Annotated in this window: 13 protein-coding genes and 1 pseudogene; 6 read left to right on the top strand and 8 right to left on the bottom strand. The window is 55.2% G+C overall.

The window, feature by feature from the left end:
• Positions 1 to 5: 5 nt before the first annotated feature.
• Both ACTG36_RS01340 and regB read right to left on the bottom strand, forming a co-directional pair.
• The gene (locus ACTG36_RS01340; protein ID WP_375279542.1) at positions 6 to 1,604 is read right to left on the bottom strand and encodes a PAS-domain containing protein; all 1,599 of its coding nucleotides are present in this window, start codon (positions 1,602 to 1,604) and stop codon (positions 6 to 8) included.
• Between the two features lie 63 nt (positions 1,605 to 1,667).
• Positions 1,668 to 3,050 (bottom strand): sensor histidine kinase RegB, encoded by a 1,383-nt coding sequence (gene regB / locus ACTG36_RS01335; protein ID WP_375279541.1) that lies wholly within the window; start codon positions 3,048 to 3,050, stop codon positions 1,668 to 1,670.
• Between the two features lie 88 nt (positions 3,051 to 3,138).
• Between regB and ACTG36_RS01330 the strand changes: the two genes are divergently transcribed.
• Positions 3,139 to 3,765 (top strand): SCO family protein, encoded by a 627-nt coding sequence (locus tag ACTG36_RS01330; protein ID WP_439141251.1) that lies wholly within the window; start codon positions 3,139 to 3,141, stop codon positions 3,763 to 3,765.
• Between the two features lie 63 nt (positions 3,766 to 3,828).
• On the top strand, positions 3,829 to 4,374 hold the full coding sequence (locus ACTG36_RS01325; protein ID WP_375279539.1) for an ActR/PrrA/RegA family redox response regulator transcription factor: 546 nt from the start codon (positions 3,829 to 3,831) through the stop codon (positions 4,372 to 4,374).
• A gap of 23 nt (positions 4,375 to 4,397) precedes the next feature.
• Here the strand turns inward: ACTG36_RS01325 and ACTG36_RS01320 are convergent, their stop codons facing one another.
• The 3 genes from ACTG36_RS01320 to ACTG36_RS01310 all read right to left on the bottom strand — a co-directional run bounded on the left by ACTG36_RS01320 (position 4,398) and on the right by ACTG36_RS01310 (position 6,627).
• Complete coding sequence (locus ACTG36_RS01320) at positions 4,398 to 5,273, bottom strand: LysR family transcriptional regulator (protein WP_375279538.1); 876 nt, start codon at positions 5,271 to 5,273, stop codon at positions 4,398 to 4,400.
• Positions 5,274 to 5,566: 293 nt separating this feature from the next.
• On the bottom strand, positions 5,567 to 6,040 hold the full coding sequence (locus ACTG36_RS01315; protein WP_375279537.1) for a GNAT family N-acetyltransferase: 474 nt from the start codon (positions 6,038 to 6,040) through the stop codon (positions 5,567 to 5,569).
• Complete coding sequence (locus ACTG36_RS01310; RefSeq protein ID WP_375279536.1) at positions 6,037 to 6,627, bottom strand: HD domain-containing protein; 591 nt, start codon at positions 6,625 to 6,627, stop codon at positions 6,037 to 6,039. The genes ACTG36_RS01315 and ACTG36_RS01310 overlap by 4 nt, the downstream gene beginning before the upstream one ends.
• Before the next feature lie 107 nt (positions 6,628 to 6,734).
• On the opposite strand from ACTG36_RS01310, the gene ahcY reads away from it, so the two are divergent.
• The 4 genes and pseudogenes from ahcY (at position 6,735) to ACTG36_RS01290 (ending at position 10,212) form a co-directional block, all read left to right on the top strand.
• The gene (gene ahcY / locus ACTG36_RS01305; protein WP_375279535.1) at positions 6,735 to 8,123 is read left to right on the top strand and encodes an adenosylhomocysteinase; all 1,389 of its coding nucleotides are present in this window, start codon (positions 6,735 to 6,737) and stop codon (positions 8,121 to 8,123) included.
• Positions 8,124 to 8,246: 123 nt separating this feature from the next.
• Positions 8,247 to 8,885, top strand: coding sequence for a PRC-barrel domain-containing protein (locus tag ACTG36_RS01300; RefSeq protein ID WP_375279534.1), 639 nt, complete (start codon positions 8,247 to 8,249; stop codon positions 8,883 to 8,885).
• Positions 8,886 to 8,992: 107 nt separating this feature from the next.
• The gene (locus ACTG36_RS01295; protein ID WP_375279533.1) at positions 8,993 to 9,766 is read left to right on the top strand and encodes an extensin-like domain-containing protein; all 774 of its coding nucleotides are present in this window, start codon (positions 8,993 to 8,995) and stop codon (positions 9,764 to 9,766) included.
• A gap of 104 nt (positions 9,767 to 9,870) precedes the next feature.
• A pseudogene (locus tag ACTG36_RS01290) lies at positions 9,871 to 10,212 on the top strand (DUF2853 family protein).
• Between the two features lie 71 nt (positions 10,213 to 10,283).
• Here ACTG36_RS01290 and ACTG36_RS01285 read toward each other — a convergent pair.
• Genes ACTG36_RS01285 through ACTG36_RS01275 form a run of 3 tightly spaced genes read right to left on the bottom strand, consistent with a single transcriptional unit; the run spans position 10,284 to position 11,428 of the window.
• Complete coding sequence (locus ACTG36_RS01285; RefSeq protein WP_375279531.1) at positions 10,284 to 10,679, bottom strand: DUF1761 domain-containing protein; 396 nt, start codon at positions 10,677 to 10,679, stop codon at positions 10,284 to 10,286.
• Positions 10,680 to 10,736: 57 nt separating this feature from the next.
• The gene (locus ACTG36_RS01280; protein ID WP_375279530.1) at positions 10,737 to 11,156 is read right to left on the bottom strand and encodes an EVE domain-containing protein; all 420 of its coding nucleotides are present in this window, start codon (positions 11,154 to 11,156) and stop codon (positions 10,737 to 10,739) included.
• Entirely contained in the window at positions 11,156 to 11,428 is a 273-nt protein-coding gene (locus ACTG36_RS01275) for a YciI family protein (protein WP_375279529.1), read from the bottom strand. Before ACTG36_RS01275 ends, ACTG36_RS01280 begins: the two co-directional genes overlap by 1 nt.
• Between the last annotated feature and the right edge of the window lie 2 nt (positions 11,429 to 11,430).

The following is an 11,430-nucleotide window of genomic DNA, read 5'->3' as shown; positions in this document are numbered from 1 at the left end:
GGCAATCAGCCGGACATCTTCCGCGTTGGCCTCTGGTGAAAAGCCGACGCGTCGACAGATTGTTTTTCACTCGGCGCGATTTGGGTGAAAGTGATCTGATGGTGTCCATCGGGTAACGTTGCATATTGGCATGCAAGTTCGACATCAGCGCTGAGCCTGACGGTATCGTCCCAAACCATATTGCCGCTTCCTCGCAAGACGGCTTCATTCAGCTTCACCCACAGTGGAGAAGGGGACGCCACACCCTGCCAAATCTTCAATTCCTCATCGAAGTCGCGGCTGGCAAGGATGCCTTCTTCGTCGCCACCCCACAAAGCATGATAGGCAGCATTTGCCATGATCATGGCACCAGACGAGGAAAAGACAGCGACAGCGGAAGTCAGGTTATCCAATACGGCTGAACTGACATTGATCTGTGACCGGAATTTGCGCGTCAGCGAAATTTCATCGCTGATATCTTCGATCAAGAAAGCAATCGCCCCATCAGGGTGCGGCTTGCCCGAGACACGGAATGTCTGGCCATTGGGCAGCAGCCAACTTTCGTGATAGCTTCCTTGCTCCGCCGCAGTCTCAAGTTCCAGCATGTTATCGCGCCAAGAGGCGTAGTTCTTGGGTTCTGGCATCATTTGCCCATCCCGCAGACGGTCGAGGAACGCAAAAAGGGTCGGGCGGCCGATCAGAAAATCGGGGGGCAATTCCGTCAGATCAACCAACGCGGGGTTAAACAAGACCAGACGTCTCTCCGCGTTGAAAATCGCCAGACCGACGGACAATTGAGCGAAAGTCTTGGTCAGGGTCTGGACAAAATTCCGCTGGGCATCTTGGGCTGTCACCACGGCGGTCGCATCGACCGCGAAGTGGATCGATTCCGTGCCGCGCCGCTGGCTGCTCACTTCAAAATAGGTTGGGCTGGAATGGTCCGAAAAGTCGATGCGGTGCATTTCTATAACCGGCGCACTGCCAGCAGGCTTTGGTGCATCTTTGAAAATTTCCTGTGGGGGCCATGGACGAATTTCATCTTCAGCCAGTGGAAAAATCGTCTCGCTCAGTTCGATGTAAGCGCGGTTTGCCCAGACGAGGACACCTTCGGCGTCGCGTTTCCAAATCAGCTGGGGAGAATCCTCCCCAATCCCCCGCAAGGTTTCGAGTTCATGTTCGATCGCGTCCGCTGTGAGAGGATCAATCGTTTGGTCTGGTCGGTCTTTGTCTTGGACCAAAGTCAGACGCGCGAGCCCATGCCAAAATTCCGCATCAATCCATCCGGGTTGGTCGTCTTCAGGTGCGATTTTCTTGTGGCCAAGCTGCGCAAGGTCACCCAGTTGAGACCGCAGATGGGGGAACCGAGCGGACAGCAAGCCCAAAAAGTTTTCCCAGTCAGATCGTTCGTTTTGACCGCTTTTCAGCAATGCATAGGCACGGGGCGTGGCATCGATCAAACGTTCATCGTCAAACAGAAATGTGACCGATCCTTCGGCCTCCTGCATCAGGCTGCGGGCGAGAATTGAAGTCGGGCGGGTTTGCAGAATCCACAAGCCGATCAAAATAACAGCCGCAACACACCCGACCAGCAGCGCACCGACAATGACGATTGGGTCTTGCTGCATTGAGATGTCCTCCGACTCAGCGAAGTACAGAATTGTTCAATTTGGTTAATTTGCAGTTAAGATTTAGGTGATCGGGCTGTTTTCGCCCAAAGCACCGCGGCTGGTTTCCGATGTTGCCTCTATCGCGGCACGGGGCCATTCGGCGCTGACGATGGCACCGCCGCGCAGGCCCGACAGCGCCCTTCCACCACCATTGGCAAAGCCTAAGTTTGCACCGGACCGTTCAAGCAAAGTCTTCGCAATAAAGAGGCCAAGGCCCATCCCCTCATACCCAGGTCGCTGGCGCCGGTCTTCCCCCGACCGTCGGCTGCGCACAAAAGGATCGCCGATCCGCCCAAACACAGAGTGCGGAAAGCCGGGGCCATCATCGCTAATGCGGACGCTGATAACGGAGGCGGACCAACTGATTTCGATCCGTACAGTGGAAGATGCAAAATCCACGGCGTTCTGCGCCAGATTCCGTATGCCATGGATGATCTCAGGTCGGCGAAAAATGTCAGGTTGACGAAGCGGCCCTTCGTCGGGCGGAAGTGTTTGAAATTCGACAGTTTTGCCGCGGTCCATGTGGGGTTCGCAGGCTTCGCGGATCACGGTTTCAATTGGCGCATATCGCAACAGGTTATCTTCTTTTCCGGCGCGCCCCATGGACCGCAAGATATCACGACACCGGTCGGCCTGTTCCCGTATTAACAAGGCGTCTTCGCGTAAATCATCCTTGTCCTGCAATTCATCGATAAGTTCGCTGCTGACCAGTTTGATCGTCGCCAATGGCGTCCCCAGTTCATGTGCGGCGGCTGCCACAACGCCACCCAGATCGGTCAGCTTTTGTTCACGGGCCAGCGCCATTTGAGTTGCCACCAGCGCCTCGCCCATTGAAAGGGTTTCTTGGGTGACTTGCCGCGCATAGATGCCGACGAAGATCACCCCGATGACAAGCGAAAGCCAAAAGCCGAACACGAAGAGATCGGGCAGTATCAGTGGCGCGCCAGATTGCGTCATAATCGGAATGTTGATGAACCAAAGGGCCGTCACGATCACCAATCCCGTCCCACCGAGAATCAACGTGCTGCGCAGCGGCAGGATGGTGGAGGCCACGGTGATGGGCGCCAAGATTAGCAACGCGAAAGGGTTGTTAAGTCCGCCCGTCAGATACAACAGCAAACCGAGTTGCAGCAGGTCAAAGCCGATCAAAAGATCGGCCTGCCCTTCTGTCAGACGTCTGTTTTCTGGATAGAGGAAATACGAAACCACATTCACCAGAACGGGCGCCCCGATGACCAGGGCGATCAACCCGATCTCAAGCTGCAAATCGTAGATATAGCGCGCCGCCAAGACGGCACCGATCTGGCCTGCTACAGCAAACCATCGTAGCACCAAAAGGGTCCGCATCCGCAGCCAGTTGCTGCGTTTGTTGTTTTGGAAAACATCCGGTTCCGACTGCGCCATATTGCCCTGTTACGCTGTTGTGACTTCCCACCTGAACATGGTGCGCATACTTAGGCGTCAACCGCGAGACTTTTCAAAAAGGTGTTCCATGTCCAACACCTATGCCGTTGCTGCAGGTGCAGTTGTTGTTGCTTTGCTGGGCGGCACCTTCGCCGCCAGTCAACTGGGTGGATCGGGAGATGCCTTTGCCCAATGCCGTGCGTCGCAGGCGGCGGGCGGGGCGATTTGTGGGCCCTTTGAATTGGTCCGCGAAGATCGCCATACGGTCACAGATGCGGATGTGATCACCGGCCCCACGTTGATCTACTTTGGTTATACGTTCTGCCCTGATGTCTGTCCGCTGGATGTGCAGCGCAATGCACAGGCTGTGAATATCTTGGATGATCAAGGGGTTGAGGTTACGCCTGTCTTTATCTCAATCGATCCAGAACGGGACACCGTAGATGTGGTTCGGAACTTTACCGACAACTTTCACGACCGGATGGTCGGTTTGACAGGATCGGCTGAACAGGTGCGGGGCGCGTCGCAGGCCTATCGCACCTATTATGCCAAGCAAGACAGTGAGGATGAGTATTACCTCGTCGATCATACGACGATGTCCTCCCTTGTTTTCCCCGAGATCGGTTTTCAGGAATTCTATCGCGGTGATGTCACGCCTGAGCAAATGGCAGAAAGCCTTTCGTGCTTTGTTGAGGCCGCAGATCAGTCAAGTTGACGCGGTCGTTTGACCGACGCGGACCCCAGCGCTACCTGTAGCTCAACACTGAAGGGTAAGATCATGGAACTGGAACCGATTGGCGAAGACGCATCCTTGTTGTTGGTGGATGACGATGAGCCCTTTTTGAGGCGCTTGGCGAAAGCCATGGAAAAGCGCGGATTTTCTGTTGAAACGGCTGATTCAGTCGCCGCTGGCAAAGCAATCGCAACCGCACGGCCGCCGGCCTATGCCGTGGTTGATCTGCGGCTTGAAGACGGCACAGGTCTGGACGTGGTTGAAACACTGCGGGAACGCAGACCGGAAAGCCGGATAGTCGTGTTGACCGGCTATGGGGCGATTGCGACGGCTGTGGCCGCTGTGAAAATTGGTGCGACAGATTACCTATCAAAGCCCGCTGATGCGGCGGATGTGATGAACGCGCTGTTGTCGAAGGGTGATGAACTTCCACCCCCGCCAGAAAATCCTATGTCGGCAGATCGGGTGCGGTGGGAACACATTCAGCGTGTTTATGAATTGTGTGATCGTAACGTGTCGGAAACGGCGCGACGCCTGAACATGCACCGTCGGACGCTGCAACGGATTCTGGCGAAACGCAGCCCGCGTTAACGCGTGTCTTACCAATTTCTTTCTTACGCTTTGGCTTGGGATCTCAGCCATTTGACGAACACGTCCCGCATGGGGGACACGACCTCGGGTCTTGTAAGTATGTGATAGCCAACGGCGCTGTCATGTTCTGCGCACAGTGTGACAAGGTTTCCCGATGCCACATGCAGATCTGCAATCGGCGCAGGAAGAACTGTGATACCCAAGCCGGCAAGGGCCGCTTCACGTGACAGCTGACCGGTCGCAAATTGTGTGACCGTTTCTTCGGCCAGATCGATGCCATTTTCTGACATCCAGAATCGTTCTTCAGAGCGGGTCCCATCCAAGAGCCATCGCGACCCCTTCAGATCAGCCAGACAGTTGATGGTTCGACCCGCGATGTAGCTGGGTGCCGCGACAGCCACATGACCAGCTGGCATCAGGTGGATAGATTGAACGCCTGGCCATCCTCCTTTGCCATATCGGATCGCAACATCGATCCCGTCACGCCGCAAATCGACCAGCTGCATTGAAGGCAGGAGTTCGACTTCGACATCGGGGTGCTTGTCCCAGAAATCACCAATGCGCGGCATCAGCCAATTGGCGGCAAGCGAAGGGGTGACAGCCACGCGGATGGCGCGCGTCTTTGATTGGTCAAGAAGATCGGCAGAGGCGGCGGCAATGGTGCTGAAAGCGTCGGTCAAGGCATCTGCAAGGCCGCGGCCAGCCTCCGTCGGTGCCATGCCCCGACCTTCGCGGATCATCAGGCTTTGACCGAAATGATCTTCAAGCGTCCGGACGTGCTGGCCAATCGCGGCATGCGTCACGTTCAGGTCACGGGCTGCAGCAGAGAAACTGCCGTGGCGTGCGGCGGCTTCAAACGCGCGCAGCGCAGAGAGGGAGGGGATATCTGACCATTTCATATGAAATCCATTCTAACATATTGAAAGTCTTCCTGACTAGGGAAGAGGCGAAAAACGACGTAAATCTTGGCCATCAACAGCGCCATAGGAGGCCGATATGTTTACTTTACTTGCAGATGCGATGTACACTGCGACCCTTGCCCGTCGTGGATCAAACATTCCCGATCATCTGAAATCCCATGCGGGCCGGCACGTACCAAACGGGCGTCGCCGGCCGGATTGGCAGGCCCGGAGTTTCAACCCTTACCGCGATTTGTGGTAATATGGCTGGGCGGTCCTTCCTTGGGCCGCCCCTACAGGACGTACCGCTTGATAATTCGGTCCACGGCCGTCCCGTTCTTGCGGATATGGTCGTGGGGGATCACAATCTCGTCTTCGAAGCCCATTTTCGAATAAAACGCTAAGCCGCCTGTGTTGTCAGAGGTGATTTTCGCGATGATTGAATGACCTCCCAACGCGCGGCAATCAGATTTGGTTTTGTCGGTGACAACTTTACCTGCCCCACGCACGGGGTTCTGCTGGTCGGTAAACGACCCAATGGAATAGACACCGGGTTCGACTTCGAAGGTGGATTGAAAGCCAACGATACGGTCCCCTTCCACGACGACATTCGCAGTTACCGCATCGCCAATGTAGTGATCCCCGAGGGCAGTTTCGGTATAAGGGTCCTCATAAGCCGTGGACCCGCCAAGAGAGATGATATGATTGATAATGGCCAAGCAGGCGGGCACATCGGCACGGGTCATTTCGCGGGCGAATAGGGTCATAGCAGGTCCATCAGTTGGGCGTGGCGGGCGGTGAAATCTGTCCGGACCTCAACCGGGGGACGCAGACGAATCTGAAGCGATTGGGCAATAACAGGGTCTAATTTGCCAAAAAACTTATCCGCCTCCGGCGTGGTGAAGCCTGCGATCTGTACGGCCTCAAGCCAGGCGGAAACTTTATCAGCCTTCTTGATCTGTTTTTTGACTGCGGCGGGCACCTGCACGGGCAGGCCGAAGCGGATGTGAATGGCGGCCATAAGGCGATCATCAAGCACCTCATATCCTGGACCGACAGCGGCCTTTACCGGGCTGATCATATCGCCAATTACATATTCCGGCGCATCGTGAAGAAGGGCTGCAAGCTGCCATTTGACCGGTGCATTGGGGTTCATCTGGCGGTAAATCTGTTCGACCAGCAAAGAATGTTCGGCTACGGAATAGGCGAAGTCCCCACGGGTTTGACCATTCCAGCGGGCCACGAAGGCAAGGCCATGAGCGATGTCCTCGATCTCGATATCCATCGGTGTTGGGTCAAGAAGGTCCAGCCTGCGGCCAGATAGCATCCGTTGCCATGCGCGGGGTTGTTTCATTTCAGCACTCCGATTTGAGGGGCGACCCTAAGGCGCAGCATGGTCGATTGTCGAGAGGGGCTGGCGGTGATACAGCACGGCAAATATGTAATGCAAGGAGAGCCGGTATGGCCAAAGACTACATAGTTAAGGATATCGAACTCGCGGCCTTTGGGCGTCGTGAGCTGGACATCGCAGAAACAGAAATGCCGGGCCTGATGGCCTGCCGTGAAGAGTACGGCGAAAGGAAGCCATTGAAAGGCGCGCGCATCGTTGGGTCTTTGCACATGACAATCCAGACCGCGGTTTTGATTGAAACGCTGACAGCCCTTGGCGCAGATGTGCGCTGGGCGTCGTGCAACATCTTTTCCACGCAGGACCACGCAGCGGCGGCGATTGCTGAGGCAGGCGTGCCCGTCTTCGCGATTAAGGGTCAGTCGCTGGAAGAACATTGGGATTATCTGGACCGGTCGTTCATGTTCGATGATGGGCCGAACATGATCCTTGATGACGGTGGTGATGCGACGCTCTACATCCTGTTTGGTGCGCGTATGGAAGCGGGTGAGGATGTAATCCCTGTGCCGCAGTCCGAAGAAGAAACTGTAATCAAGGCGCAGATCGAAAAGCGCATGGCGGCAAGCCCTGGCTGGTTCACTAAGATGCGCAGCCAGATTGTGGGCGTGTCCGAGGAAACGACGACCGGCGTGCATCGTTTGTATGATCTGCACAAGAACGGCCAGCTGCCGTTCCCCGCGATCAACGTGAACGATTCCGTTACGAAGTCAAAATTCGACAATAAATATGGCTGTAAGGAATCTCTGGTCGACGGCATTCGTCGCGCCACGGATACGATGATGGCCGGTAAGGTCGCCGTGGTCATGGGTTATGGTGATGTGGGAAAAGGCTCCGCTGCGTCTCTGGCCGGTGCCGGTGCCCGTGTGATCGTGACCGAAGTTGACCCGATCTGCGCGCTTCAGGCCGCGATGGATGGGTTTCAAGTGACGACATTGGATGACGTGGTTGAGACGGCTGACGTGTTTGTCACGACGACGGGCAACAAAGACGTGATCCGCATCGAACACATGCGCCGCATGAAGGACATGGCGATCGTCGGAAATATCGGCCACTTCGACAATGAAATTCAGGTCGCTGCGTTGAAGAACCACAAGTGGACTAACATCAAAGAACAAGTCGACATGATCGAGATGCCGAACGGCAATCGTTTGATCCTTCTATCCGAAGGCCGCTTGCTGAACCTTGGCAATGCGACGGGCCATCCGTCCTTCGTGATGTCTGCATCCTTCACAAACCAAGTGTTGGCCCAGATTGAATTGTGGACCAAGGGTGATGAGTACCAGCCCGGCGTCTACATCTTGCCGAAGCATCTGGATGAAAAGGTCGCCCGCCTGCATCTGGACCGTATCGGCGTGAAGTTGTCGAAGCTTGATTCTGAACAGGCAGCCTACATTGGTGTGTCCCCGGAAGGCCCGTTTAAGCCGGAGCATTATCGCTATTAAGCGGCTGTTTTAACGCGATAACCGGCCTCCGGTTCCATAAATAATTTGAAGCCCTGCAGCGGAACAGCTGCGGGGCTTTTTGTGTTGAGGAGGCAATGACAACTTCCAAACTGGAGATTGAAAATGCTTAAGACACTTATGACAACCACCGCTCTGACCTTTGCACTTGCTGTGCCTTCCTTTGCGGAGAGCCACGTAGACGAAGACACCTCGATGGACACATCTATGGAAGAGACATTTGAAGCCGTCGAAGCCGAAGATGGCGCAATGGAAGGCGAAGACGGCGCGATGGAAACTGCTGACGCAGACGCCGACCTGGTGATCCCAGAAGATCTGGATGGCGAAGAAGACATGACCGTGACAGCCGAAACGCTCAACGGTGAGACAGACATGGAAGCCACCGATAACGAGACTGTTCTGGCCGATGCACCGATGTCGTCCGATGGTTTGGAACAGCTGTCTCAGTTTACAGGTATGACCGTGGACCAGATCGTGGGCCTCAACGTGCTAAGTGCGGACGGTGAAGACGTCGGTGAAATCGATTACGTGATTTCTGATGGTGAAGGTTATCAGGCCGTCATCGGTATCGGTGGGTTCTTGGGCTTGGGTGAATATACAGTTGCCCTGCCGCTGGAAAACTTCGCGATGAACGACGACGATGAGTTGATCCTTGACGCCACGACTGAAGATGAACTCAACAACATGCCAGAAATCGACGAGAGCGAACTGGAAGAGTTGGACGGTGACTACGTCATCAGCTAAGGCTAAGTGACGTTTAAAGAAGGCGCTCGGTGGAAACATCGGGCGCCTTTTTCGTGGGAAAGTACACTGGCGTAGGATAGGGTCTTATCGACAAAGAAGGGCTACATATGGCGGACTTGCCACCACCAGATGATGAACCAAAGCGCCCGCTCGTTTCAAGTTGGGCCATCCTCCGGTCCGTCGCTTTCACGCTATTTACTTTGCTGGGTATTGCAGTGGTCGGGGGGTCAATTTTTGCTCTGACCCACCCTGAAACGCCGCTTCCACCTCAATGGAACCCGCTGGAACCTTTGGAGGTTGATGCGCCCGTTACGCCTTTGACGACATGGAAATTGCGCCGGACATGGAATGATCCAGAGATGTGTCTGGCGGCATTGGATGAAGCGGCGCGCATGACACGCCGCGATCCGTTTGAGGTCTCCGAGGAGTGTCATATTCGAAATCGGGTAGATTTGGCAGGCGTTGGGCGGGCGCGCATTGATCCGATCGAAACATCCTGTGCGACGGCCCTTCGGACAGCGATGTGGGAACGCCATGGGGTTCAACCCGCAGCGGTCAACGTCTTCGGGTCTGAGGTCACGGTGATCCGCCAGATCGGAAGTTACAACTGTCGCCCAATCCGCACAACGCAAGGAGGATCGACCCGTTGGAGCACCCATGCCACAGCTGATGCCATCGACATCAGTGGGTTCGATTTGGCGGATGGGACGACCATTCGTCTCATTCGAGATTGGGAGGGCGACGACGATGCGGCGCAATTCTTGCGCGCCGTGCGTGACAGCGCCTGCACGTGGTTCGCAACAACTTTGGGTCCTGACTACAACGCGCTGCATGCCGATCACTTTCACCTTCAGGCCCGCGGTTGGGGCACGTGCCGGTGAATAGAGGGGAATAGACCCTATGGATTTCCCTTTGCGTAGAGCGAATCAGCCATTATCGTTTGCACAACGCCGAAGACCGGCGGGAACCAAGGTGGGAGAATACCATGAGCAAACGTGATGATTTGATCGCGAAATACGCAGATGATCTGAAAACAAAGTGCGGCATGACGCCGGACATGGACCTGTTGACCAAAGTCACCATCGGCTGCGGCCCGTCCATTTACAATGCTGACGCCTCTACAGTCGCGGGCGGCCAGCCTGCTGAACTTGAGACCGTCAAAAAGAACTTCTTGATGAAAAAGCTGGGTCTTGCCGACAGCCCCCAGCTGATGGAAGCAATTGATTAAGTGATTGAGACTTATGGCCGGTCCGAGCGTAACAAATACCGCGCTGTGATCTACTACATGCTGACAAAGCATTTCGGCAAAGAGTCTGTTTACGGCTAAGTCCTAAAGCCGATTTTTTGAACGCCCGCCTAGTTTTGGCGGGCGTTTTTGTTTGGGCAGGTTGTTCGGCCTTACAGGAGTGTCAGCGCGGCCCCCATAAGTGCACAGCCAATCGTCGCATAACCGCCGTTGATCAGGGTCAGCCGATGGGAATGCATTGAGTACCCATGAAAGAGAGCGATCCACGGTGTGACAAAGAACAGTCCTATGCCTGCGCCAGACATGATCCCCTTGCCCAATGTATCGATGCCTGCGGTTGCAAAGCTATGTCGCATCATTCCAGCAACCAAGATCAGCGCGATGGCGCATGTGACGTATGGCACAGGGTTGCGCATGTTTTCAGGGTTTCCGTCCGCGTCCAACGGCACCCTGCTGCTTTGTTTCCAGCTGTCAGAAAATATCCCGTACCAAAACGCACCAAAGGCAAAACTGGCTGCCGCGCCGACTATGATTGCAAGAATTCCCATGATAGCGTCCCTTCTTTGGCTATTGGGACCCATCGTGGCAATGGATTGGCCATCTGGCTAGGGTTTTGTGTGCCCTAACGCGCAGATGATGCCCCATTCAGCTTCCGTAACGGGCTGCACGGACAGACGGGAATTTTTGACAAGGATCATGTCGGACAAACGTTCATCAGCTTTGATGTGGTCTAGGTCGACGGGGGTCTCTAAGGGACGAACCGCTTTGATGTCCACACACTCCCACCGGTCGTCGTCCGTTGTGCTGTCGGGGTGGGCTACGGCACAGACTTCGACAATTCCGACCACCGCACGTTCCTTTTGGGAATGATAGAAAAAGCCAAGATCACCTACAGACATCTCACGCATGAAATTGCGGGCCTGATAGTTGCGGACACCGTCCCATTCCTCGCCAGCTTCGCCTTTGGCGACCTGTTGATCCCAACCCCAGGTGGACGGTTCGGATTTAAACAGCCAATACCGCATCAACCGATTACCTTTTTCCATTCCTCAATACGGACATGTTTGAACAAGCCAGCTTTGGCATAGGGATCGTTGTCGGCCCAATTCTGTGCGGCGGACAGGCTGTCGACGTTCAAAATGATCAGGGATCCACACATGGTGCCTTCGGGGTCAAGGAACGGGCCGGCCATCTCAACCACTCCGGTATCTTTGATGTAGGCCAAGTGGGCGTCGCGGGTGTCGAGGCGGATTTGCAGGGCGTCGGATTTATCGCGGGTGATAACGGCGAAGAGCATTA

This window comes from Pseudooctadecabacter sp. (assembly GCF_965657175.1).
Taxonomy (GTDB): Bacteria; Pseudomonadota; Alphaproteobacteria; order Rhodobacterales; family Rhodobacteraceae; genus Octadecabacter.
The sequence above is the reverse complement of the archived record's forward strand: the minus strand, read 5'-3'. Positions and strand labels throughout refer to the sequence as shown.

Coding starts and splice junctions, on each gene's coding strand:
- ACTG36_RS01340 (WP_375279542.1), bottom strand. CDS start 1,604: ATGCAGCAAGACCCAATCGTCATTGTCGGTGCGCTGCTGGTCGGGTGT.
- regB (WP_375279541.1), bottom strand. CDS start 3,050: ATGGCGCAGTCGGAACCGGATGTTTTCCAAAACAACAAACGCAGCAAC.
- ACTG36_RS01330 (WP_439141251.1), top strand. CDS start 3,139: ATGTCCAACACCTATGCCGTTGCTGCAGGTGCAGTTGTTGTTGCTTTG.
- ACTG36_RS01325 (WP_375279539.1), top strand. CDS start 3,829: ATGGAACTGGAACCGATTGGCGAAGACGCATCCTTGTTGTTGGTGGAT.
- ACTG36_RS01320 (WP_375279538.1), bottom strand. CDS start 5,273: ATGAAATGGTCAGATATCCCCTCCCTCTCTGCGCTGCGCGCGTTTGAA.
- ACTG36_RS01315 (WP_375279537.1), bottom strand. CDS start 6,040: ATGACCCTATTCGCCCGCGAAATGACCCGTGCCGATGTGCCCGCCTGC.
- ACTG36_RS01310 (WP_375279536.1), bottom strand. CDS start 6,627: ATGAAACAACCCCGCGCATGGCAACGGATGCTATCTGGCCGCAGGCTG.
- ahcY (WP_375279535.1), top strand. CDS start 6,735: ATGGCCAAAGACTACATAGTTAAGGATATCGAACTCGCGGCCTTTGGG.
- ACTG36_RS01300 (WP_375279534.1), top strand. CDS start 8,247: ATGCTTAAGACACTTATGACAACCACCGCTCTGACCTTTGCACTTGCT.
- ACTG36_RS01295 (WP_375279533.1), top strand. CDS start 8,993: ATGGCGGACTTGCCACCACCAGATGATGAACCAAAGCGCCCGCTCGTT.
- ACTG36_RS01285 (WP_375279531.1), bottom strand. CDS start 10,679: ATGGGAATTCTTGCAATCATAGTCGGCGCGGCAGCCAGTTTTGCCTTT.
- ACTG36_RS01280 (WP_375279530.1), bottom strand. CDS start 11,156: ATGCGGTATTGGCTGTTTAAATCCGAACCGTCCACCTGGGGTTGGGAT.
- ACTG36_RS01275 (WP_375279529.1), bottom strand. CDS start 11,428: ATGCTCTTCGCCGTTATCACCCGCGATAAATCCGACGCCCTGCAAATC.